General features: G+C 63.9%; 24 protein-coding genes and 2 pseudogenes. 18 read left to right on the plus strand and 8 right to left on the minus strand.

Going from position 1 to position 21123, the window contains the following annotated elements; all coding sequences use genetic code 11:
* Positions 1–7: 7 nt before the first annotated feature.
* The 8 genes and pseudogenes from rplF (at position 8) to map (ending at position 5307) form a co-directional block, all read left to right on the plus strand.
* Positions 8–544: a 50S ribosomal protein L6 gene (rplF, locus tag AC2W7L_RS13895; RefSeq protein ID WP_025777917.1), complete on the plus strand. Its 537-nt coding sequence runs from the start codon at positions 8–10 to the stop codon at positions 542–544.
* Between the two features lie 2 nt (positions 545–546).
* Entirely contained in the window at positions 547–927 is a 381-nt protein-coding gene (rplR, locus tag AC2W7L_RS13900; RefSeq protein WP_025777916.1) for a 50S ribosomal protein L18, read from the plus strand.
* Positions 928–1012: 85 nt separating this feature from the next.
* Positions 1013–1606, plus strand: a pseudogene (rpsE, locus tag AC2W7L_RS13905) (30S ribosomal protein S5); the annotation flags it as partial.
* Positions 1606–1788 carry a 50S ribosomal protein L30 gene (gene rpmD, locus AC2W7L_RS13910; RefSeq protein WP_025777914.1) on the plus strand — a complete coding sequence of 61 codons (183 nt, stop codon included), beginning with the start codon at positions 1606–1608 and terminating at the stop codon, positions 1786–1788. The pseudogene rpsE and the gene rpmD, both read left to right, overlap by 1 nt.
* Position 1789: 1 nt before the next feature.
* Positions 1790–2242, plus strand: coding sequence for a 50S ribosomal protein L15 (gene rplO, locus AC2W7L_RS13915; RefSeq protein WP_152348421.1), 453 nt, complete (start codon positions 1790–1792; stop codon positions 2240–2242).
* A gap of 315 nt (positions 2243–2557) precedes the next feature.
* Positions 2558–3859 carry a preprotein translocase subunit SecY gene (secY, locus tag AC2W7L_RS13920; protein ID WP_167194671.1) on the plus strand — a complete coding sequence of 434 codons (1302 nt, stop codon included), beginning with the start codon at positions 2558–2560 and terminating at the stop codon, positions 3857–3859.
* 49 nt (positions 3860–3908) lie between these two features.
* A pseudogene (locus AC2W7L_RS13925) lies at positions 3909–4474 on the plus strand (adenylate kinase).
* Positions 4471–5307, plus strand: a complete 837-nt coding sequence (map, locus tag AC2W7L_RS13930; RefSeq protein WP_486004915.1) for a type I methionyl aminopeptidase — start codon at positions 4471–4473, stop codon at positions 5305–5307. The pseudogene AC2W7L_RS13925 and the gene map overlap by 4 nt, the downstream one beginning before the upstream one ends.
* Positions 5308–5343: 36 nt before the next feature.
* On the opposite strand, the gene AC2W7L_RS13935 is transcribed toward map, so the two are convergent.
* A complete protein-coding gene (locus AC2W7L_RS13935; protein WP_486004916.1) occupies positions 5344–5583 on the minus strand; it encodes a hypothetical protein in 240 nt (79 codons plus the stop codon).
* 78 nt (positions 5584–5661) lie between these two features.
* Between AC2W7L_RS13935 and AC2W7L_RS13940 the strand changes: the two genes are divergently transcribed.
* Together AC2W7L_RS13940 and AC2W7L_RS13945 are read left to right on the plus strand one after the other, a co-directional pair.
* Positions 5662–6207: a hypothetical protein gene (locus AC2W7L_RS13940; protein ID WP_486004917.1), complete on the plus strand. Its 546-nt coding sequence runs from the start codon at positions 5662–5664 to the stop codon at positions 6205–6207.
* On the plus strand, positions 6204–6545 hold the full coding sequence (locus AC2W7L_RS13945) for a hypothetical protein (RefSeq protein ID WP_486004918.1): 342 nt from the start codon (positions 6204–6206) through the stop codon (positions 6543–6545). The genes AC2W7L_RS13940 and AC2W7L_RS13945 overlap by 4 nt, the downstream gene beginning before the upstream one ends.
* A gap of 32 nt (positions 6546–6577) precedes the next feature.
* Here AC2W7L_RS13945 and AC2W7L_RS13950 read toward each other — a convergent pair whose 3' ends face one another.
* Positions 6578–7723: a MalY/PatB family protein gene (locus AC2W7L_RS13950; RefSeq protein ID WP_486004919.1), complete on the minus strand. Its 1146-nt coding sequence runs from the start codon at positions 7721–7723 to the stop codon at positions 6578–6580.
* A 368-nt stretch (positions 7724–8091) separates the two neighbouring features.
* On the opposite strand from AC2W7L_RS13950, the gene infA reads away from it, so the two are divergent.
* From infA to rplQ, 6 genes are all read left to right on the plus strand, one after another.
* Positions 8092–8313 carry a translation initiation factor IF-1 gene (infA, locus tag AC2W7L_RS13955; RefSeq protein WP_009379245.1) on the plus strand — a complete coding sequence of 74 codons (222 nt, stop codon included), beginning with the start codon at positions 8092–8094 and terminating at the stop codon, positions 8311–8313.
* 58 nt (positions 8314–8371) lie between these two features.
* Positions 8372–8485, plus strand: a complete 114-nt coding sequence (gene rpmJ / locus AC2W7L_RS13960; RefSeq protein WP_009884960.1) for a 50S ribosomal protein L36 — start codon at positions 8372–8374, stop codon at positions 8483–8485.
* 214 nt (positions 8486–8699) lie between these two features.
* Positions 8700–9068, plus strand: a complete 369-nt coding sequence (gene rpsM, locus AC2W7L_RS13965; RefSeq protein WP_025777905.1) for a 30S ribosomal protein S13 — start codon at positions 8700–8702, stop codon at positions 9066–9068.
* A 51-nt stretch (positions 9069–9119) separates the two neighbouring features.
* Positions 9120–9524, plus strand: coding sequence for a 30S ribosomal protein S11 (gene rpsK / locus AC2W7L_RS13970; protein ID WP_025777904.1), 405 nt, complete (start codon positions 9120–9122; stop codon positions 9522–9524).
* Positions 9525–9677: 153 nt separating this feature from the next.
* Positions 9678–10676: a DNA-directed RNA polymerase subunit alpha gene (locus tag AC2W7L_RS13975; RefSeq protein WP_025777903.1), complete on the plus strand. Its 999-nt coding sequence runs from the start codon at positions 9678–9680 to the stop codon at positions 10674–10676.
* A 23-nt stretch (positions 10677–10699) separates the two neighbouring features.
* Positions 10700–11251 (plus strand): 50S ribosomal protein L17, encoded by a 552-nt coding sequence (gene rplQ / locus AC2W7L_RS13980; RefSeq protein WP_486004920.1) that lies wholly within the window; start codon positions 10700–10702, stop codon positions 11249–11251.
* 452 nt (positions 11252–11703) lie between these two features.
* On the opposite strand, the gene putP is transcribed toward rplQ, so the two are convergent.
* The 6 genes from putP to purU all read right to left on the minus strand — a co-directional run bounded on the left by putP (position 11704) and on the right by purU (position 18750).
* A complete protein-coding gene (gene putP / locus AC2W7L_RS13985; protein WP_486004921.1) occupies positions 11704–13224 on the minus strand; it encodes a sodium/proline symporter PutP in 1521 nt (506 codons plus the stop codon).
* Between the two features lie 445 nt (positions 13225–13669).
* Positions 13670–14503 (minus strand): hypothetical protein, encoded by an 834-nt coding sequence (locus tag AC2W7L_RS13990; RefSeq protein ID WP_486004922.1) that lies wholly within the window; start codon positions 14501–14503, stop codon positions 13670–13672.
* Positions 14500–15651: a hypothetical protein gene (locus AC2W7L_RS13995; protein ID WP_486004923.1), complete on the minus strand. Its 1152-nt coding sequence runs from the start codon at positions 15649–15651 to the stop codon at positions 14500–14502. Before AC2W7L_RS13995 ends, AC2W7L_RS13990 begins: the two co-directional genes overlap by 4 nt.
* Before the next feature lie 11 nt (positions 15652–15662).
* Positions 15663–16085, minus strand: coding sequence for a hypothetical protein (locus AC2W7L_RS14000; protein WP_486004924.1), 423 nt, complete (start codon positions 16083–16085; stop codon positions 15663–15665).
* Positions 16072–17694: a phenylacetate--CoA ligase family protein gene (locus AC2W7L_RS14005; protein WP_486004925.1), complete on the minus strand. Its 1623-nt coding sequence runs from the start codon at positions 17692–17694 to the stop codon at positions 16072–16074. Before AC2W7L_RS14005 ends, AC2W7L_RS14000 begins: the two co-directional genes overlap by 14 nt.
* 204 nt (positions 17695–17898) lie before the next feature.
* On the minus strand, positions 17899–18750 hold the full coding sequence (purU, locus tag AC2W7L_RS14010) for a formyltetrahydrofolate deformylase (RefSeq protein WP_486004926.1): 852 nt from the start codon (positions 18748–18750) through the stop codon (positions 17899–17901).
* A 168-nt stretch (positions 18751–18918) separates the two neighbouring features.
* On the opposite strand from purU, the gene glyA reads away from it, so the two are divergent.
* Both glyA and AC2W7L_RS14020 read left to right on the plus strand, forming a co-directional pair.
* Positions 18919–20193: a serine hydroxymethyltransferase gene (gene glyA, locus AC2W7L_RS14015; RefSeq protein ID WP_167194708.1), complete on the plus strand. Its 1275-nt coding sequence runs from the start codon at positions 18919–18921 to the stop codon at positions 20191–20193.
* On the plus strand, positions 20193–21074 hold the full coding sequence (locus AC2W7L_RS14020; RefSeq protein WP_167194711.1) for a bifunctional methylenetetrahydrofolate dehydrogenase/methenyltetrahydrofolate cyclohydrolase: 882 nt from the start codon (positions 20193–20195) through the stop codon (positions 21072–21074). The genes glyA and AC2W7L_RS14020 overlap by 1 nt, the downstream gene beginning before the upstream one ends.
* The last annotated feature ends 49 nt before the right edge of the window (positions 21075–21123 follow it).

Genomic DNA, 21123 nt, shown 5'->3' on the forward strand with positions numbered 1-21123 from the left:
GAAGAACATGTCACGTATTGGCAAGAACCCGATCTCCGTTCCCAGCGGCGTCGAGGTCAAGGTCGACGGCCAGGATGTCGCCGTCAAGGGACCTAAGGGCGAACTGTCCGTCACCATCGCCGAGCCGATCACCGTATCGCTCGAAGACGGTGTCATCACAGTGGCCCGTCCGGACGAAGAGCGCGAATCGCGTTCGCTGCACGGACTGTCCCGCACGCTCATCAACAACATGATCGTCGGTGTGACCGATGGCTACTCCAAGGCCCTCGAGATCGTCGGAACCGGTTACCGTGTCCTGGCCAAGGGATCGAACCTCGAGTTCGCCCTCGGCTACAGCCACCCGATCGTCGTCGAACCGCCGGAGGGAATCTCCTTCAGCGTCGACGGTCAGACCAAGGTCGCTGTACACGGAATCGACAAGCAGCTCGTCGGTGAGACCGCTGCGAACATCCGGAAGCTGCGCAAGCCTGAGCCTTACAAGGGCAAGGGTGTGCGCTACGCCGGCGAAATCGTCCGTCGCAAGGTCGGAAAGGCTGGTAAGTAAAGATGGCCTTTGGCAAGAAGGAAAGCTACGGCAAGGGCAGGGCAGCTGCTCGCAAGCGTCGTCACGCTCGACTGCGCAAGCATGTCAGCGGTACGACCGAGCGCCCGCGCCTGTCAGTGACTCGCTCTACGCGCCACGTCTTCGTCCAGGTCATCGACGACACCGTCGGCAAGACCCTGGTCTCGGCCTCCACCATGGAAGCCGATCTGCGGACATTCGAAGGCGATAAGACCGGCAAGGCCCGCAAGGTGGGCGAGCTGGTTGCTCAGCGTGCAAAGGACGCCGGTATCGAATCCGTCGTCTTCGACCGCGGAGGCAATGCCTACCACGGCCGTGTGCAGGCAATCGCCGAAGGTGCCCGTGAAGGAGGATTGGCCCTATGAGCACTGAAGAGAACAAGGAACAGCAGGCAGCTGCTGAAACCCGCACCGACAACAGCGGTGACCGTTCCTCCCGTGCCGCGGCCAGGGTGGACAGGGCGGTCAGGGTCGCGGACGCGGCGAAGGCCGTGGACGCGGCGGTCGCAACGACCGTGAAGACAAGAACCAGTTCATCGAACACGTCATCACGATCAACCGTGTGTCGAAGGTCGTCAAGGGTGGACGTCGGTTCTCCTTCACGGCTCTCGTCGTGGTCGGTGACGGCGACGGTATGGTCGGCATGGGCTACGGCAAGGCGAAGGAAGTTCCTGCCGCCATCGCCAAGGGTGTCGAGGAAGCGAAGAAGAACTTCTTCCGCGTTCCCCGCATCCAGAAGACCATTCCGCACCCGGTCCAGGGCGAGGAAGCCGCAGGCGTCGTCCTGCTGCGTCCGGCTGCTCCCGGTACCGGTGTCATCGCCGGTGGACCCGTTCGTGCGGTCCTCGATGCGGCAGGCGTCCAGGACGTTCTGTCCAAGTCGCTGGGCTCGGCGAACGCGATCAACATCGTGCACGCCGCGATCACCGCACTGAAGGGCCTTGAGCGTCCGGAAGAGGTTGCGGCTCGCCGTGGCCTGCCCGTCGACGAGGTTGCTCCGCACGCACTGCTGCGAGCAGCTGCTGAAAGTGGGGCGAAGTCCTGATGGCAAAGCTCAAGATTACTCAGCGCAAGTCCGCAATCGGATACCGTCAGAGCCAGCGCGACACGCTGCGTTCGCTCGGTCTCAAGCGGACCAACGACGTTGTGGTGCAGGAAGATCGCCCCGAGATCCGGGGAATGATCAACGCTGTCCGCCACATCGTGACTGTGGAAGAGGTCGATTGATATGTCGAACAACGACTCGCTGAAGCTGCACGATCTGCGCCCTGCTCCCGGAGCCAAGACCTCCAAGACCCGCGTGGGTCGCGGTGAGGCTTCGAAGGGTAAGACCGCCGGACGCGGAACCAAGGGCACGAAGGCCCGTTACCAGGTTCCGCACGGCTTCGAGGGTGGCCAGACGCCGATGCACATGCGACTGCCGAAGCTGCGTGGATTCAAGAACCCCGCCAAGGTGGAGTTCCAGGTTGTCAACCTCGACAAGCTGTCCAGCCTGTTCCCCGAGGGCGGAGACGTCACCGTCGCCGATCTCGTGGAGAAGGGCGCTGTGCGCGCAAAGCAGCCCGTCAAGGTTCTCGGCACCGGTGAGATCACCGTGGCTCTGAACATCACTGCAGACAAGTTCTCCGGCTCAGCAGCCGAGAAGATCAAGGCTGCAGGCGGAAGCGCCAACGAGGCCTGATCCGTTCCATTCGGAAGGGTTTCCCGGCTTCAATGCTGGAAAGGGGGCGGTCACTTCGGTGGCCGCCCCCTTTCTGCATCCCGAGGAACTGAGACAGAGATCATCCGTGAGCAGTCCGAGACCGCTCCGATGACACTTCGACCACCGCCCGCGACCGCTGCGATGTCGCCCGGAACACGGCCTGAGAGGTCTCCGCATCGGGCTTCGCCGGTTTCGGCCTGGAGGGCATACCCTGGTAGTCTTTTGCAGGTATTTGTCTCAATCGCCAGGTCGCGACCACGACTCTGACTTTTCATCCCCCAACGAGGAGGACGCTTGATCGGCGCAATCCGGAGGGCCTTCAGAACGCCCGACTTGAGGAAGAAACTCCTCTTCACCCTGGGCATTCTTGTCATCTTCCGACTCGGCTCGTTCATTCCCTCGCCTGGTATCGATTACACCAAGGTGCAGGAATGCGTGGCTTCGCCTCAGCTCAATGAGGGCGGATTCGCCATGATCAACCTCTTCAGCGGCGGTGCGCTGCTGCAGCTGTCGATCTTTGCTCTGGGCATCATGCCCTACATCACCGCGAGCATCATCGTCCAGCTCCTGCGAGTGGTCATTCCTCGCTTCGAAGCGCTCCACAAGGAAGGCGCCTCCGGGCAGGCGAAGCTGACTCAGTACACTCGCTACCTCACCATCGGCCTCGCGGTCCTCAACTCGACGACTCTCGTTGCGACCGTCCGCTCCGGCGCACTGTTCGGCAATGTCGAAGGCTGCCAGGACCTCATCGCCAACGACACCTGGTGGGGCATCGCCGTCCTCGTCCTCACGCTGACCGCAGGCACCGGCCTGATCATGTGGCTGGGCGAACAGATCACCGAGCACGGCGTCGGCAACGGAATGTCGCTGCTCATCTTCACCTCCGTCGCATCGGCGTTCCCGTCCTCGCTCGGCGCGATCTTCCGTGAGCAGGGCGTCGACATCTTCCTCATTGTCATGGCCGTCGGTCTCGTTCTCGTCGCTCTCGTCGTCTTCGTCGAGCAGTCGCAACGCAGGATTCCCGTCCAGTACGCTAAGCGCATGGTGGGCCGTCGGATGTTCGGCGGAACCTCGACCTATATCCCGATCAAGGTGAACATGGCCGGTGTCATCCCCGTCATCTTCGCCTCTTCGGTTCTCTACCTGCCGAGCCTGATCTCGCAGTTCTTCGATCCCGAGTCGAAGTGGGTCGAATGGATCAACACCTACTTCACCCGCGGTGATCACCCGATCTACATCACCGTGTACGCACTGCTGACGATCTTCTTCGCTTACTTCTACGTGGCCATCACCTTCAATCCTGAAGAGGTCGCGGACAATATGAAGAAGTACGGCGGCTTCATTCCCGGCATCCGTGCCGGTCGCCCGACTGCCGAATACCTCAGCTTCGTACTCAGCCGCATCAACTTCCCCGGCTCGCTCTACCTTGCCTTCGTGGCCCTCATCCCGCTGATCGCACTGGTGCTCATCAACGCCAACCAGAACTTCCCGTTCGGCGGCACCTCCCTGCTCATTGTCGTCGGCGTCGGCCTCGAAACGGTCAAGCAGATCGACGCGCAGATGCAGCAGCGCCACTATGAGGGCCTGCTGCGCTGATTCGACCGGACGCTGACGTACAGCGGACATCCCATTGGAAGGACACCTTATGAGTTCACGCATCATCCTGATCGGCCCTCCCGGCGCCGCAAGGGCACCCAGGCCGCACGCCTGTCCGAGGCGCTCGGCGTCCCGGCCATCTCGACCGGAGACATCTTCCGGGCGAACGTGAAGGGCGAGACCGAACTGGGCAAACTGGCCAAACGCTATATGGACGCCGGAGAGTACGTTCCCGACGAGGTCACGAACTCCATGGTTGCCGACCGTCTGGCACAGGATGATGCTGCCGTTGGTTTCCTCCTCGACGGATACCCTCGCACCAGCGCCCAGGTCGATGAGCTCGACCGGATCCTCGCGGCCGAGGACAAAGCCATCGAACACGTCGTCGAACTCACGGCCGACACCGACGAGGTCGTCGCTCGTCTGCTCGCCCGTGCTCAGACCGAGGGGCGCAGCGATGACAGCGAAGACGTCATCCGCCACCGCCTCGATGTCTACGAAGAGCAGACGCAGCCGCTGACCGATATCTACCGCAGCCGCGGACTGCTGCGTCAGGTCGACGGACTGGGCGAAGTCAACGACATCACCGAACGCATCCTGTCGACCATTCGATGATCTTCGGACCACGTATCGAGCTGAAGACTCCCGCGGAGCTTGAGCTCATGCATCGGGCCGGGCAGCTGACACGAAATGTGCTCTCAGCGGCCCGGTCCGCGGCCGTTCCCGGGGCCACCACCGCCGAGGTGGACGCCGCCGCAGAAGCCGTCATCGACGCCGCCGGCGCCCGCTCGAACTTCAAGGGCTATCAGGGATTCCCCGCTGTCGTGTGCATCTCCGTGAACGAGGAGATCGTCCATGGCATCCCGGGTGCCCGTGTCCTCGAAGCCGGCGACATGGTCTCGATCGACGGCGGCGCAATCGTCGAAGGATTCCACGGGGACTCGGCTCTGACGATGATCGTCGGGGGCGACGACGCCGGCACTGCCGCCGACCGTGAACTCTCATCCGCTACCGAGGCGGCGATGTGGGCCGGCATCGCCGCATTCGCAATTGGTGCGAAGGTCAGCGATATCGGAGACGCCATCGATGACTTCGTCTCCGAGTCCTACCCTCATCTGGGCCTCGTCGAAGAGTTCACCGGCCACGGCATCGGCACCTCCATGCATATGGCTCCCGAGGTGCTCAACTACCGTGCACGCTCGAACGGCCCGAAGATCAAGCCCGGAATGTGCCTGGCGATCGAACCGATGCTCACCACTGGAGGAGCGGACACACGCACGCTCTCCGACGACTGGACGGTCGTCACAGCGGATGGCTCACGGGCGAGCCACTGGGAACACAGCGTGGCTCGCCACGAAGGGGGAGTCTGGGTACTCACAGCCGCCGACGGGGGAGCGGCCGGGCTGGCGCCGTTCGGAATCACTCCCGTGCCTCCGAAGGGCGTCTGAGGGGAGCACCCGGGGGATGCGCCCGAGGGGGAGAGCTCAGGTCGCCGACATCTGCCGTCTCAGGGCAGATCTGCCGACGAAGTAGACTGCGGCGAATGTTCCGGATGCCGCCATCAGCCCGAGTGCGAACATCCACGTCGCGGTCTCGGCGATGGTGAATCCGAAGATCTGGAATGCGCAGAAGGCGATGAAGGCCGTGATGGCTCCCGCTAGCAGTCCGGATGTGCGGGACATCTGGTACGCGCGCTGATCGATCGAGTGCTTCTCGTCATCCATGTCGTGGCTCCTCGTCGCGTCGCTGCGATCTCGGTCCTGTCGGCACCGATCCTTGTGTTTTCACGGTAGGATCTGGCCATGACGAGTGTCCACGATGTCCCGAAACGTCGGACAGATGTGGGCGATCGGTATCGGATGACACGGATCGCCTTCGACGTGATCTCCGCTTTCGGGTGTCTGCAGGCGAGCGGACTGCCGGGGCCCGTCATCGTCCGTGTGCTTGCTGAACACGGGTATTCGTCCTCCAGCGTGCACAATCAGCTCGTGCGGATGGTCCAACGAGGCATCATCAGCAGCGAACGAGTCGGGCGGGTCTCCGTCTACCGGCTGAGCGAACACATCCTCTCGGATTTCGGCGATATCGCCGGTGATCATGTCTTTCCCGAGTATGAAGGTCGCTTCCACACCGTTGTGTATTCCGTTCCGGAAGCCGAGCGTGGGCTGCGGGACCGACTGCAGTACATCGCCCGGAGCCTGGGATACAGGCAGCTCCGACCGGGAATACTCATCGGCTTCGCTGACCGAAGCACTCACCTCACGGCGCGTCTGCCAGAGATGCCCGGTTCCTGCTGGTCTGAGGCGGGAGAGCTGACACCTGATTCCATCGCGGCCGCCGCAGAATGACGACGCGTGCGTTCGAGCTCGACGCCGCCCTCGCCCAGCTGCCTCCGATCGAGCAGCGCATGAACGCATTGAGTTCCGGCGGATCAGCCCCGGGCGCCGGATGCCCAGGGCTGAGCCTGAGAGGCTTCTTCGATTTGTACTTCGATGTCGCCCGCGCTGTGATGAGCCACCCGCTGCTGCCCGAGGCCCTTGTCGAGGGCAGTCAGCCGGCCGTGCGGTTCCGTGCTCTGATGCAGCAGTGCAACCTCGAATACTATCTGCGGTTCGATCAGCAGATCCGTGAGTGCGCGGGAGCCAGCTCGTCGTTCGACCTCGTCGAGTGGCTGCCGGAGCGCTGAGCCGCCGAAAGGAGACGGACTCGGGCAGTAGCTCAGAGGATCCGGGCGATCCTCGTTACCGCTTCGGTGAGCAGGGGACGGGGGAGGGCGAAGTTGAACCGGATATGACCGGCCCCGACCTCACCGCACAGCCGCCCTTCGGTCACGGCCACCTCGGCGCGGGATCGGATGTGATCGGACAGACCGGACTCCAAACCGTAGCCGCGCAGATCCAACCACGCCAGATAGGTGCCTTCCGGTTCGATATAGGCGGCGTTCGGCAGCAGTGAGCCGACGAGATCCGTGAAGTGGTCGCGATTGCCCTTGAGGTAGCCGTTGACCTCGCTCAGCCAGTCGCCGCCACGGGTATACGCTGCCGTGGTCGCCAGGATCCCCGGGTTCGAGGCCGCACCGGAGACGAACTGTCCCTTCTTCGCCCAGATCTCGCGGTCAGCGGGGGAAGTGAGGATGAGCTGAGCGCATTTGAGACCCGGGATGTTGAAGGCCTTCGACGCAGCCGTCGCGGTGGCGGTGTGGGCGGCGGTCGCCTCGGTGAGTGTGGCATAGGGCATGTGCCGCGCGGGGGCATAGATGACGGGCGCGTGGATCTCATCGGAGAACACCCGGGCGCCGGCCGCCTCGATGACGTCGGCGAGGGCGATCAGCTCGGCCTCCGTGTAGACCTTGCCGATGGGATTATGCGGGTTGCACAGGACGAACGTCGCGCCGGGAGTCAAGGCAGCGGCGATGGCATCGAGGTCGAGGGACCATCCGGTCTCCGACCGCAGCATCGGGACTTCGATGAGCTCGCGTCCCGTCACGCGCGCGACGTCGAAGAACGGCATATAGGCCGGTGTCGGCAGCACGATCGGAGTGTCGGCCGGGGTGAGATGGGTGAGCACGCCGAGGAACGCGGCGAGGACATCGCTGGCCGGTTCGATGTGGCCGACGGGGATCCGCCAGCCGTAGCGCTCGGAGCAGAAGCTCGAAGTCGCGGTTCGCAGATCGGCGACGGCATCGGCGGGAGCATAGCCGTAGAGGTCGCGCTCGTCGACGGTCTGCAGCGCCTGACGCACAGCGGGGGCGACCCCGAAGTCCATCTCGGCGATGAAGGCGCCGATGGAGCCGGGGAACGACGACCACTTGCGGCCGCCCTTCGCGACCAGGGATTCCTCGGTGATGGCATCGAAATCGGACATCTCGGTTCTCCTCTTCGGGGACTGCGTCGGGTGCGGTTCTCACGCTAGCAGTCGGGGCGCGGACGGTGGGGTGCGTCCGTCGTCGGAGGTCATGGGAATGGAGGGCCGCCTCGGCGAAGATGGGATTGTAAGGGACTTCACGCTGAGAAGCGAACACCGTGTGGAAGAATCTTTCTCCGTAGTGTAGGGTTGATGATTGGTCTGTTCTCATTCAACTCACCCTTTTCCAGATGTGGGCGGCTTCTGCCATCCACTTCTTTTCATGTGGTGACGAGGACTGCAGGCCGAGGGGTCACCGGCATTGAGTCGGTGATACACGATTACGTCGAACGCGAAGGTTTCGCGGGAATACGAGGTTAGCGAACGATATGGCCAAAAAAGAAGGGGTCATTGAGATCGAAGGCACCGTTGTCGAGGCTCTGCCGAACGCATCGTTCCGGGTTGAGCTGAGCAACGGGCACAAGGTGCTCGCACATATCTCCGGAAAGATGCGTCAGCACTATATCCGCATCCTTCCCGAGGACCGGGTCATTGTGGAGCTGTCTCCATACGATCTCTCGCGTGGACGAATCGTTTACCGCTACAAGTAAGGATCTTCGATCATTCGCGTCCTGTCCTGCCGGGCAGAGACCGAAAGAAGGAAAAACGATGAAGGTTAAGCCCAGCGTCAAGAAGATCTGCGAGAACTGCCAGATTACCCGCCGTCACGGCCGGGTCATCGTCATCTGCTCCAACCCGCGCCACAAGCAGCGCCAGGGCTGAGCAGCTCGTTCTGAGCAGATCGAAGCTCCTCAGAGAGGGGCTTCAGCAGCACCACACCCGCGCAAACCTCGCCATCTGCGTCCGAGACCACGAGAAGTGAGAACTTCGGTGGAGCGGATACGGGACGATACCTCCGGTCGGGGGCCGGAGACCTTGGGCGACCAAGGACAGGTTTGCATCAGCACCTCCGAAACAACAACAGGAGACAGTACCTATGGCACGACTTGCCGGAGTCGACATCCCGCGTGAAAAGCGCGTGGAAGTCGCCTTGACTTACATCTATGGTGTGGGCCGCACCCGTGCGCGCCAGACCCTGACCGAAACGGGAATCAGCCCTGATACCCGTGTGAAGGACTTGAGCGACGCAGAGCTCGTCCAGCTGCGTGACTACATCGAGGGCACATTCCAGGTTGAGGGTGACCTCCGTCGTGAGGTGGCCGCCGATATCCGCCGCAAGGTCGAAATCGGAAGCTATGAAGGCCTGCGTCACCGCCGCGGTCTGCCGGTTCGCGGTCAGCGGACCAAGACGAATGCGCGTACCCGCAAGGGCCCCAAGCGCACCGTGGCCGGTAAGAAGAAGTAACACGCTCACCCGGTTGGCCGACGCCAACCACCTCGATCAGGAGTAGGACATATGCCTCCCAAGTCACGCGCCGCTACAGTGCGCAAGCCTCGCCGCAAGCTGAAGAAGAATATCGTTGCCGGCCAGGCTCACATCAAATCAACCTTCAACAACACCATCGTGTCGATCACCGATCCGACCGGTGCTGTCATCTCCTGGGCCTCCTCAGGTGAGATCGGCTTCAAGGGTTCGCGCAAGTCGACCCCGTACGCCGCTCAGATGGCTGCTGAATCGGCTGCGCGCCGGGCGCAGGAACACGGCCTGAAGAAGGTCGACGTGTTCGTCAAGGGACCGGGCTCGGGCCGCGAGACGGCTATCCGTTCGCTGCAGGCTGCCGGCCTGGAACTGGGAACCATCCAGGATGTCACCCCCGTTCCGTTCAACGGCTGCCGTCCCCCCAAGCGCCGCCGCGGCTGATCCTTCCGTGGAACTGCAACGGATGGCGGGTATGAGCCCGACATCGGTCGCAGAACGGATTCCCAGATAACCCGAACCGTTCTTCATGGCCCTTACGGCCATGACGTGCAGTGCGAACGTCATATAGCGGATGTTCGCTGAAAGGAAGCCCACGTGCTCATTGCACAGCGCCCAACGCTCACGGAAGAAGTCGTCTCCGATAACCGCTCACGGTTCGCCATCGAACCGCTCGAGCCCGGATTCGGCTACACCCTCGGCAACTCGCTTCGCCGGACCCTGCTGTCCTCGATCCCTGGTGCCGCCGTCACGTCCATCCGGATCGACGGAGTGCTCCACGAGTTCAGCACCGTGCCGGGAGTCAAGGAGGATGTCACCGAGTTCATCCTCAACCTGAAGTCCCTGGTCGTATCGTCCGAATTCGACGAACCGGTCGTCGCCTACCTGCGCAAGCAGGGACCTGGCACCGTGACCGCTGCCGATGTGTCTGCTCCTGCCGGAGTCGAGATCCACAACCCGGACCTGCACATCGCCACGCTGAATGGTGAGGGTCGTCTGGATATGGAACTGACCATCGAACGCGGACGCGGATACGTTTCGAGCGCTCAGAACAAGAACGCGGATGCAGAGATCGGCCGGATCCCGGTCGATTCGATCTACTCCCCGGTTCTCAAGGTCACCTACAAGGTCGAAGCCACGCGTGTCGAACAGCGCACCGACTTCGATCGTCTGGTCCTCGACGTCGAAACCAAGCCCTCGATGACCCCGCGCGATGCCATCGCATCTGCGGGTAAGACGCTGGTCGAGCTCTTCGGCCTGGCTCGAGAGCTCAACGTCGAAGCTGAAGGCATCGAGATCGGACCCTCGCCTGTGGACGCGGCACTCGCCGCCGATCTGGCGCTGGCGATCGAAGACCTCGACCTGACCGTGCGCTCCTACAACTGCCTCAAGCGCGAAGGCATCCACACCGTCGGTGAGCTCGTTGCTCGCAGCGAAGCCGACCTGATGGATATCCGCAACTTTGGTTCGAAGTCGATCGACGAGGTCAAGGCGAAGCTCAACGAGCTCGGCCTGAGCCTCAAGGACAGTCCTGCCGGATTCGAAGCCGGCCTCGTTGATGAGGACCAGTCCTACGTCGAAGACGAACAGTACTGATTAAGACCTAGGAGTAACTGACAATGCCAACCCCAACCAAGGGTCCCCGCCTCGGCGGATCGCCCACACACGAGCGCATGATGCTCAACAACCTGGCAGCCCAGCTGTTCGAGCACAAGCAGATCAAGACGACCGTGACGAAGGCCAAGCGCCTGCGCCCGGTTGCCGAGCGCATGATCACGAACGCCAAGAAGGGTGACCTGGCCGCACGTCGTCGCGTGCTCGGCCAGATCTCCGACAAGTCGATCGTGCACGAGCTCTTCACCTCGATCGCCGAAACGATGGCCGAGCGTCCCGGTGGATACACCCGTATCACCAAGATCGGTCCTCGCCCCGGCGACAACGCCCCGATGGCCGTCATCGAACTGGTCCTCGAGCCCTACTCGCCCAAGCAGGCAACCGTGAAGGAAGCCGAGCAGGCTACCGCCGCTGCTGCCGCTCCGGCAGAAGAGGCACCGGCTGAGGCCGAGGTCGTCGACGAGGCTCCGGCCGAAGACGCCGCTGTCGAGGCTGACGCTGTCGAGGCCGATGCCGAGACCGCTGAAGAGTCCTCCGAGGCTGTCGAGGAGAAGTAAGCTTCTCGACCGACATCCGGCTCGGTACTCCGAAGCCCGACGTCACACACTTCAGGCGGGCACCCACACAGGTGCCGCTGAAGTGTATTCACCGGTGCCTCTGGGTGCCGATGTACGAACCTATCGGGCCGCCTCGGCGGGGTCGGTTACCACGCACCTGTCCGGCCACCTCGGCGTGCTCACTTGCTTTTCGTTCCAATCATCGGTTTCGATCCAGATGATTGGGACGAAAAGCGATTGTTCCGGTACGCAACCTGTGGCTCTCAACGTAATGTCACCGCATGAGTGACCGGCGTCCTCTCTTCTGGGGCGGGCATCTGCGGATGTACCGCGATCCGTTCAGCGCACCGACGGTGGGTAAGCCATGGGTCAGACTGACGTCTCGATATGACGAAGGCCGGGGCGCAATCATGCCCCGGCCTTCGCTCAGCGTGTGCTGGTGGAGTTGCGTCTCACTTCACGCGGGAGAGCGCCACGGATTCGTCGAACTCGATGTCAGAGGCCTCGTCGTGCTTATAGGTGAAGCGGCTGACGACGACCGCGACGAGGAGGTTGACTGCGAAGCCGGGGATGATCTCGTAGATCGCGTCCGTCAGCGGAGTGCTCACCTGTCCCCAGACGAAGGCCACGACGGCACCGGAGAGCAGACCGAACAGGGCGCCCCAGTTGCTCAGGCGCTTCCAGAACAGGGTGAGCAGGACAATCGGGCCGAACGAGGCGCCGAAGCCTGCCCATGCGAAGGCGACGAGGTCGAGGATGCTGTTCGACGGTGAGATCGCGAGGACCACTGCGATGACGGCGACGACGAGCACACCGAGGCGGCCGAGCAGCACGTAGGTCTTGTCCTGGAAAGTCCGCGTGGATCCGGTGCGCCGCGCGACGATCTTGAACAGGTCCTCGATGAGAGCCGACGAGGTGACGACGAGCTGCGAGGATATCGTCGACATGATCGCGGCCAGCACCGCAGCCAGCACGAGGCCGGCGATGAACGGGTGGAAGAGGATCTGTGCGAGGTCGAGGAAGATGGTCTCGGCGTCGGCGGGTTCCATGTTCGCGTGCTGGGAGAAGTAGGAGATGCCGACGATGGCGGTGGCGATGGCTCCGAGCGCGGAGATCGCCATCCAACCGACGCCGATGCGTCTGGCGACGGTGGCGTCGGCGGGAGTGCGCAGAGCCATGAAGCGAACGATGATGTGCGGCTGTCCGAAGTAGCCGAGTCCCCACGCCAGGGCGGAGACGACGGAGGTGATGGTCGCGAAGGTCCAGAAGCCTTCGGAGCCGAAGAGGTTGAGCAGTCCGGGATCGATCTCGGAGACGTTGCTGATCACGGTCGAGGGGCCACCGGCGTTGATGACGGCGACGATCGGCACGGCCACCAGAGCGGCGAACATCAGCAGCCCTTGGGCGACGTCGGTGAGGGTCGCACCGAGGAATCCGCCGAAGAGGGTGTAGATCATCGTGATCGCGGCGACGAGAAGCATTCCACCGAGGTAGTTGAGCCCGAAGCTCGACTCGAAGAACTTGCCGGCCGCGACCATGCCCGACGAGACGTAGAAGGTGAAGAAGACGAGGATGATGATGCCGCAGACGATGCGCAGCAGTCGTGTCCGATCCTTCAGCCGCTGTTCGAAGAAGCTGGGGATGGTGATCGAGTCGCCCGCCTTCTCCGTGAACGCGCGGAGCCTCGGAGCGACGATCTTCCAATTGACCCAGGCACCGACCGTCAGGCCGATGGCGATCCAGGCCTCGATGAGGCCGGAGACGTAGATGGCCCCGGGCAGCCCCATCAGCAGCCAGCCGGACATATCCGATGCACCAGCGCTCAGGGCCGCAACGCTGGGTCGCAGTCCGCGCCCGGCGAGCATATAGTCATCGAGATTGTTCTTCGTCTTACGGTACGCGAACCAGCCGATGGCCAGCATGCCGATGAAGTAGAGGACGATCGCAATCGTGCGGAAAGTGGTTTCCGACATCTGAGCTCAGCTCCTTTTGATAGGCCGAGCCGACCTTACAGCACAAGAGGTCGCGGGTGTGAATTCCCTGTGCGCCCATCTCCTGTGAGGATACACCTCCATCTGCCTCCGGAGGCAGGACTAGAAGATCGGCAATCGGGGCGCTCGGGGGACCGGAGTCATGGATGCTCCCACCGTGAAGGCGGCGATCGGCCGACCGCGGAGGCAGGCCGCCAGTTCGCTTCGGACGGTCGGGCTGTCCTTGAGCTCGGAATGGACGTCGACGCGCAGCCCGTACCGGTCGAGCGTCAGCCAGATTCGGAGCAGGACTCGTCCGACCTCGACTTCGTCCGCGACCGACAGTGCTGGCCGATCGGGGACGGACAGGATCAGATGGTGCGGACGCCGTCCCTCGGGACGAGCTGCCGTTGAAGGTAACGTCGCCGCAGAGGCTGGCGGAAGACTGTCATTCAGCGAACGTGACGGGCGCGCGAGTCGCGACGTGACCCGAGCGTGCCAACCGCCGTATCGCCGAGTCTGCCGAAGCGACGGGTGCGAGTCCCGCCGAGGCCAGGCCGGTGATCAGGGAATGCAGCCATGGGCGATCGAGAACCGCCGCGGCCCGGGCACCGAGCGGGGAGATGCGCAGACACTCGGCGGTGAGTCCGTCCTGGTGGTAGAGCGGGTCGCCGGCATCGAAGCGCAGCCAGCGCAGAGTCTCGGCAAACACCGCCCGGTCGCCATAGGAATGCAGCGCTGCACGGCGCAGCCATCCGCGCCATGTGCGGTCGGGGACTTCCACGAGGCACACCCCGGTCTCGGCGATGGCGGTGCGGCAGACCAACATGGCCTTCGCGAAACTGGCTTCCGACCGTTCCAAGGGGCCGCGGTCGACCTGACGATGGTGCAGGTCGGCGACCCCGAAACGGGGCCATGCGGTCCGTGCCGTCGCCTCCGAGCCCCTCACCGTGGGGTCGGCCGAGGATTCCGTGGTGGTCAGGCGCAGGTGGATGTCCAAGGTGGGACCGCGTCCTCGAACGGTGACGGATTCGGTGTGCACCCCCGCCTCGGCGGCGGCGATTGCCAGCGATTCCAGCCAGCAGCCCATGCCCAGGTGAAGATCCTCGCTGCGCGGGTCCCCGCGCGGCAGCAGGCGGGCAGGGTCGACGCCGACCCGGACCTCCGCGCCCTCGGGCGTGCAGTTCGTGACTTCGGGAACCCAGGGCTGGGTGTTGTGGGCAGAGGGGGCGGAGCCGGCGACGGTGAGGAGCGACTCGACGAGGGAGGTGGTCAGCGTCAACGGTGCTCCTCCGGCGAGGGCGGAGCCAGGGTTCGATCGACGAACACGAGCCGGTGCATCTCCCTGCCGCCGGACCGGGCGAAAACCGCCGCCGAGGCGGGATTGTCCTCCGCGATGAACGTCACCCGCAGCCGTCGGTATCCTTTGGCGATCAGCGCGGAGTTGAGGTCCCTGATTGCGAGGCTGAGCAGGCCCGACCCCTGATGGCGGGGATCGGTGCCCTGGATGATGAGCACGGCGTCCCTCATCGTGCGACGGTGCCGGAGCAGGTCGGGGACGGTTCGCACACCGAGGCGGCCGCCGTGGCGGCGCAGGATCGGCACCGGGTCGGGGACGACGAGTGCGAAGCAGCGAGGCGGGGCATCGGCGGGATCATCCGCACCGGCGATCTCGATGACGAGATCCGGGTCCATCAGGGCGGACAGGCCCTGCATCTGCGAGCGCAGCTGTTCCGGCGAGATGGCTGTGTAATAGGGCAGAGCGGAAAAGGCCGCATTGAGAGTCGGCAGCAGCCGGTCGGCGAAGCGGCGCAGACCGAATCGAGAGACGTGTCGGCGACGCAGTCCCCGGCGATGCCATTCGGCGGAGGTGACCGCGGTGGCTCGGGCCGCTGGAATGGATCTTACGGGCACCTCCCATGTATGCGCGGGACCCCAGACATCGAACCCGGCTGCGGCGAAAGTCGGCCAGAAGAAGGCGGGATTCCATGCGGTGTCGAAGAAGCCGGGACGATCGACTCCGTCGGTGAGCAGACCTCCGGTGACATTGGGCAGGGGAGAGACCGGACCGAAGATCCGTGACGCTCCCACCTGCTCGGCTCGCTCGACGAGGAACGTGATCAGCCCGCTCAGCGCCTCCGCGTCGACGGCTTCTGCTGCGCCGAAGAAGAGAGGCGGCGCGGTCGCACCACTGGAGTCCAGTTCGGCTGCCAAGGCAGCCGACCGGTGACACATGACTCGGGCGATCGCTTCTCCCTGGTCGGTGTCGAACAGCCACAGCTCGACAGGTTCGTCGAACCAGCCTCGGCCTGCGAACCAGTCGCGGATATCGGCGGCGAAGAGAGGCACATAATGGTCCTCTTCGCCGCGCTCCCGCGCCAGGCGTGGGCCCAGGTCGATGAACTCAGCGAGATCGGCCCGGGAGCTCACCCGCCGCGGTCTCATTCCGAACTGAGCTTCGTGAATTCGTCGATCATGCCCAGTCGGCCGTCCTCGGCTCGGAACTCGCCATTCGTGTATCCCCATTCCTCTGCCGTGAGGATCCGGATGAAGCCGCCGCGGGCCGGAGAGTCCTTGCCGCTGCCGACGAGCCACTTCATGATCTCCCGATGCTCGGGGGTGCGCGCATATGCCAGAAGGTCGTCATGGGTGGTGAAGGCGACCATCAGCCCGATCCGGTCGGGGAACTCGAAGTAGCTGCGATGCCACAGATATCCGGGTGCGGCCTTCAGCCCCTTGGCCACTCGCGGCCACCGCCGCAGCTGGCCCACCATCGCCAGCGGATTGCGGTAGCGGTTCGCTCCGAGGAAGAACGCTTCGGCTCGGGCCTGGGGCGGAGCTTGGGAGAAATCATTCGATCGCATCGTCACCCTCCTGTGTTCTCTGAACATAGACGTTCTTGATCTTCGTGGTCGCAGTTTCGAACGGCCCGGTGGCGTGGTCGTGGATCTCGACGTGGATCTCCGCGGTCGACGGGTCCTCCTCCAGGCTCTGCGCGAAGTCCCTCGACACCGACGCCAGGTGCCCGAGCACCCCGGCACGGATCGTCCCGGCCAGCTTCTGCCGTGCGGCTGCGTCCATGGTCGGAGCCTCTTCCCGCAGTTGGATGTGCAGGGCGGGGCGCTGTTCATGGCCGGCGATCTCGCGCAGTTCGATGCGGAAGGACTCGATGAGGTGGGCTTGGGGATTGTCTCTGTAGAGTCCGTTCTCGATGTCGAGCGGATAGATGTTGGCACCCATATACGAGATCGTCGAATCCGCGCGCCCGAACAGCAGCACGAACGGCAGCTTCATCCCGTTGCCCGCGAATGCCGCCGAGCATGCCCGAGCCAGATCCGGATGGCGGCGTGTGAGTGAGACCATGGTGGGGAAGTCGATGAGCGTGGCCTCGTCGCCGATGTTGTAGCGCAGCCGCGGACTCATCACCGCAGCCGAGTTGATCGTGGCGACCAGCTCACCGTCGTCGGTGGTCTCCAGGTAGGTCTCCAACGGGTTGTATTGGAAGACCATCGGCACACGCGACTCGTCGGCACCGAGGACATCGGCACGGAAGTCGAGATCGTGGGCCAGCGCCCGGCGGATGACGACCGAGAGGTCGGATTCGCCGGCCATCCCGATCGTCAGGTCGCTGGCGCCGTACCCGGAGTACACCCGGTCGAAACGCACCTCGAGGTAGTCGCGCAGACCCTCTGTCATCGCCTCCCCGCCGACGAACCCATTGAGCCGGAAGTCGGCCCATCTCTCGGGTTCGGAGTCCATCCGGTCGACGAGATGCTTGAGGAACGGAGGATAGGCGCTGATGAGGTAGGTGTGGTTCGGTCCGAAGTGCTGCATCGTGTCGAGGATCTTCTCGAGGTCCGGACCCGTGTTCTTCACCATTGCCACTTTGGCCATGGCCAGTCCCGTATTCGTTCCCGTCGCCCAGGCCCCCATCGAGAAGGCGTTGATGCAGAACAGGTCTTTGTGGTCGAAGAGCATCGTGACGTAGCCGGCGACGTTCTTATGGACGGTGTCGAGCTCCTTCTTCGACCGCATCCAGTTGAACGGGGTGCCCGAGGAACCCGAGGACTCGTCGACGACGGTGCCGACGCGGTCGATGCGACCGTCCCAGCAGCGATGTTCCTCGCTGTAGCGGCGGACGAACTCGTCCTTCGACGTCGGTGTGTAGGCCTCGAGGTCCCACCACCGGAATTCGAAACCGGAGCGCGCCAGGTAGTCCTGGTATGCGGGCACATCGAGGGAGGCCTGCTGGCAGATCATCCACGCATTGAGCTTCGCGAACGGTTCGAGTCTCGGGTTGTAATGGCGTGCGGTGAATCGCCAGATCGCCGGGTGAGCTCGGTAGGCGCCATAGGCGGCGGTGAGTCCGACATTCGCCAATCGCAGCACGGCTTGGCGGGCCAGGTTCACCGGACCGCGGGGGATCGGCAGCCGACGGAGTTCGGCTTCTGGAGTGAGGTGGGTCTCTCTCATGGTTCGAGGCTAACCCAGCCTTCGGGCCATTGATATGGAAATTCGGAAGATGTGCCAGAACCGCATCACACGACGTTGCGAACCCCGACCATCACCGAGGCGGCCCACCGAACGACGGATCACCTCGGCGAGGTGGTCCGAAACGGTCGATCCTCTCACCGAGGCGGTCCGGTACCGGTTCTGCCGCCTCGGGGAGGTGACGGGTCAGTCGAAGACGACCGTGCGGTGGCCGTCCATGAGGACACGGCCCTCCGCGTGCCAGGCAACGGCCCGGGCGAGCACGGCCGCCTCGACGTCCTGACCGTGACGGACGAAATCGGCGATCGCCTGATTGTGATCGACGCGGGCCACATCCTGTTCGATGATCGGACCCTCGTCGAGGTCACTGGTGACATAGTGGGCGGTCGCCCCGATGATCTTCACACCTCGGGCATGCGCCTGGTGGTAGGGCTTCGCGCCCTTGAAGCTCGGCAGGAACGAATGGTGGATGTTGATGACTCGACCTTCGAGGCGGTCGCAGAGTTCGGGGGAGAGGATCTGCATGTACCGGGCCAAGACGATGAGTTCGACATCGAGGTCGTCGACGAGGGCGGAGAGCCTCGCCTCGGCTTCGGCCTTCGTGTCCCGGGTGATCGGAATATGGTGGAAGTCGTGGCCGTGGAATTCGGCGAGCGGTCGCAGATCGTCATGGTTGCCGGCGATGCCGACGATGTCGATGGGCAGCTGACCGGCCGAATGCCTGAACAGCAGAGTGTTGAGGCAGTGGGCGGCCTTGGACACCATGATGAGTGTGCGAGTCTTCTTCTCCACCGGCTGCAGACTCACGGTCATCGCGAACCGGGGAGCCACCTCGGCGAGGGCGTCTTCCACGGTCCGGGCCGAGGTCTCCGCGGACGTCGAGAACTGGACGCGCAGGAAGAACTGGCGGGAATCGGGGGAGGAGAACTGCTGCGATTCGGTGATGTTGCCGCCGAGCCCAGCGAGCACCCCGGTCACGGCATGGACGATGCCGGTCGAATCGGGGCAGGTGACTCTTAAGATCCATTCGCAGCTCATGGTCCCGATCCTAATCGGTGGTTGCGCTCAACGCCCACTCCGAGGCGCCATCCGGATGGCGGTCGCGGCCCCGGAACCAGGCGATGTCGCTGTTAGCATGGTGCCGGGTGACGGCCGCACCTTGCGCGCTGCCTCGCTCCCATCATCGGATGCCACAGGAGAGTACTCATGACCGAAAACTCGATGCAGGCTTCGCTTGCCGACATCGACCCGCAGATTGCCGAAGTCCTCGACCTCGAGCTGGGCCGCCAGCGTTCGACACTCGAGATGATCGCCTCGGAGAATTTCGTCCCCCGCGCCGTGTTGGAAGCACAGGGGTCGGTGCTGACGAACAAGTACGCCGAGGGCTATCCCGGTAAGCGCTACTATGGCGGCTGCGAACACGTCGACGTGGCAGAGAACCTCGCCATCGACCGTGCCAAGAGCCTCTTCGGCGCCGAATACGCGAACGTCCAGCCTCATTCCGGCGCCTCGGCCAACGCCGCAGTCATGCACGCCCTGGCTCGTCAGGGTGACAAGATGCTCGGTCTGTCCCTGGCCCACGGCGGTCACCTCACCCACGGCATGAAGATCAACTTCTCCGGTCGCCTCTACGATGTCGCCTCCTATGAGGTCGACCCCGACACCTACCGCATCGATATGGACAAGGTGCGCGAGAAGGCCCTCGAACACCGCCCCGAGGTCATCGTCGCCGGCTGGTCGGCCTACCCCCGTCAGCTGGACTTCCAGGCCTTCCGCGATATCGCCGACGAAGTCGGTGCGAAGCTGTGGGTCGATATGGCGCACTTCGCCGGACTCGTGGCCGCCGGCCTGCACCCGAACCCCGTGCCCTTCGCCGATGTCGTGTCCTCGACGGTGCACAAGACCATCGGCGGACCCCGTTCCGGCTTCATCCTCGGCAAGGAGGAATACGCGAAGAAGCTCAACTCCGCTGTCTTCCCCGGCCAGCAGGGCGGACCGCTCATGCATGTCATCGCAGCGAAGGCCGTGGCCTTCAAGCTCGCGGCGGCTGCCGAGTTCAGGGAACGTCAGGAACGCACCGTGCGCGGCGCTCAGATCCTGGCCGAACGCCTCCTGGCCTCCGATGTCGCCGAGGCCGGAGCCACCGTGCTCACCGGCGGCACCGATGTCCACCTCGTGCTCGTCGATCTGCGAAACTCCGCCCTCGACGGACAGCAGGCAGAGGACCTTCTGCACTCGGTCGGCATCACCGTCAACCGCAATGCCGTGCCCTTCGACCCGCGCCCGCCGATGGTCACCTCCGGGCTGCGCATCGGCACCCCGGCCCTGGCCACCCGCGGATTCGGCGACGAGGAGTTCACCGTCGTCGCCGACGTCATCGCCGAGGCGCTCAAGCCGGGTGCCGATGTGGAGGCACTCGCTGCTCGCGTGAAGAAGCTCAGCGACGAATTCCCTCTCTACGAGGGCCTGGAGCAGTACTGATGAGTGCACAGATCCTCGACGGCAGAGCCTGTGCGAAGCAGATCAAGGCCGAACTCACCGAGGCCGTGGCGACCCTGGCGGAGTCCGGAATCGTCCCGGGCCTCGGCACCGTCCTGGTGGGGGAGGACCCCGGATCGAAGTGGTACGTCGCGGGCAAGCACCGTGACTGCGCCGAGGTCGGGATCCAGTCGATCCGCCGTGACCTTCCGGAGTCGGTGAGCCAGGACGAGCTGCTGGCCGTCATCGACGAGCTCAACAACGATGACGCGTGCACCGGATACATCGTGCAGCTTCCGCTGCCGGACCACATCGACACCGACACGATCCTCGAGGCCATCGATCCGGCCAAGGACGCCGATGGTCTGCATCCGACGAATCTCGGACGACTCGTGCTCAACGTCAATTCGGAGATCACCACTCCGTTGCCGTGCACTCCGCGCGGAGTCATCGAACTGATCACCCGCAACGGCATCGAACTGGCCGGTAAGCATGTCGTGGTCATCGGTCGCGGAGTCACCGTGGGCCGGTCCATCGGTGCGCTGCTGACGCGGCGTGAGCACAATGCGACCGTGACCCTGACACACACCGGCACCCGCAACCTCGATGAGCTGCTGGCTCAGGCCGATGTCATCGTCGCGGCCGCCGGTGCGGCTCGAATCGTGAAGGCCGAGGCAGTCAAGCCGGGAGCGATCGTCCTCGACGTCGGCGTCTCGCGTGAGACTGACCCGGAGACGGGGAAGTCGAAGATCGTCGGAGACGTCGATCCCGCGGTCGCCGAGGTGGCGTCCTGGGTCTCCCCGAACCCGGGAGGCGTCGGTCCGATGACTCGAGCTCTGCTGCTCAAGAACGTCGTCGACACCGCCCAACGCTCCGCCACCTAACCCCTATTACTACCTGACGGGGGCCCAGCAACCTGGCGCGAGGTTGCTG

The organism is Brevibacterium sp. LAARM3_SD1 (assembly GCF_057364765.1).

What these genes read in the sequence shown, in the direction of transcription:
- rplF (WP_025777917.1), top strand. Translation starts at nt 8, where the DNA reads ATGTCACGTATTGGCAAGAACCCGATCTCCGTTCCCAGCGGCGTCGAG.
- rplR (WP_025777916.1), top strand. Translation starts at nt 547, where the DNA reads ATGGCCTTTGGCAAGAAGGAAAGCTACGGCAAGGGCAGGGCAGCTGCT.
- rpmD (WP_025777914.1), top strand. Translation starts at nt 1,606, where the DNA reads ATGGCAAAGCTCAAGATTACTCAGCGCAAGTCCGCAATCGGATACCGT.
- rplO (WP_152348421.1), top strand. Translation starts at nt 1,790, where the DNA reads ATGTCGAACAACGACTCGCTGAAGCTGCACGATCTGCGCCCTGCTCCC.
- map (WP_486004915.1), top strand. Translation starts at nt 4,471, where the DNA reads ATGATCTTCGGACCACGTATCGAGCTGAAGACTCCCGCGGAGCTTGAG.
- AC2W7L_RS13935 (WP_486004916.1), bottom strand. Translation starts at nt 5,583, where the DNA reads ATGGATGACGAGAAGCACTCGATCGATCAGCGCGCGTACCAGATGTCC.
- AC2W7L_RS13940 (WP_486004917.1), top strand. Translation starts at nt 5,662, where the DNA reads ATGACGAGTGTCCACGATGTCCCGAAACGTCGGACAGATGTGGGCGAT.
- AC2W7L_RS13945 (WP_486004918.1), top strand. Translation starts at nt 6,204, where the DNA reads ATGACGACGCGTGCGTTCGAGCTCGACGCCGCCCTCGCCCAGCTGCCT.
- AC2W7L_RS13950 (WP_486004919.1), bottom strand. Translation starts at nt 7,723, where the DNA reads ATGTCCGATTTCGATGCCATCACCGAGGAATCCCTGGTCGCGAAGGGC.
- infA (WP_009379245.1), top strand. Translation starts at nt 8,092, where the DNA reads ATGGCCAAAAAAGAAGGGGTCATTGAGATCGAAGGCACCGTTGTCGAG.
- rpmJ (WP_009884960.1), top strand. Translation starts at nt 8,372, where the DNA reads ATGAAGGTTAAGCCCAGCGTCAAGAAGATCTGCGAGAACTGCCAGATT.
- rpsM (WP_025777905.1), top strand. Translation starts at nt 8,700, where the DNA reads ATGGCACGACTTGCCGGAGTCGACATCCCGCGTGAAAAGCGCGTGGAA.
- rpsK (WP_025777904.1), top strand. Translation starts at nt 9,120, where the DNA reads ATGCCTCCCAAGTCACGCGCCGCTACAGTGCGCAAGCCTCGCCGCAAG.
- rplQ (WP_486004920.1), top strand. Translation starts at nt 10,700, where the DNA reads ATGCCAACCCCAACCAAGGGTCCCCGCCTCGGCGGATCGCCCACACAC.
- putP (WP_486004921.1), bottom strand. Translation starts at nt 13,224, where the DNA reads ATGTCGGAAACCACTTTCCGCACGATTGCGATCGTCCTCTACTTCATC.
- AC2W7L_RS14000 (WP_486004924.1), bottom strand. Translation starts at nt 16,085, where the DNA reads ATGCGATCGAATGATTTCTCCCAAGCTCCGCCCCAGGCCCGAGCCGAA.
- AC2W7L_RS14005 (WP_486004925.1), bottom strand. Translation starts at nt 17,694, where the DNA reads ATGAGAGAGACCCACCTCACTCCAGAAGCCGAACTCCGTCGGCTGCCG.
- purU (WP_486004926.1), bottom strand. Translation starts at nt 18,750, where the DNA reads ATGAGCTGCGAATGGATCTTAAGAGTCACCTGCCCCGATTCGACCGGC.
- glyA (WP_167194708.1), top strand. Translation starts at nt 18,919, where the DNA reads ATGACCGAAAACTCGATGCAGGCTTCGCTTGCCGACATCGACCCGCAG.
- AC2W7L_RS14020 (WP_167194711.1), top strand. Translation starts at nt 20,193, where the DNA reads ATGAGTGCACAGATCCTCGACGGCAGAGCCTGTGCGAAGCAGATCAAG.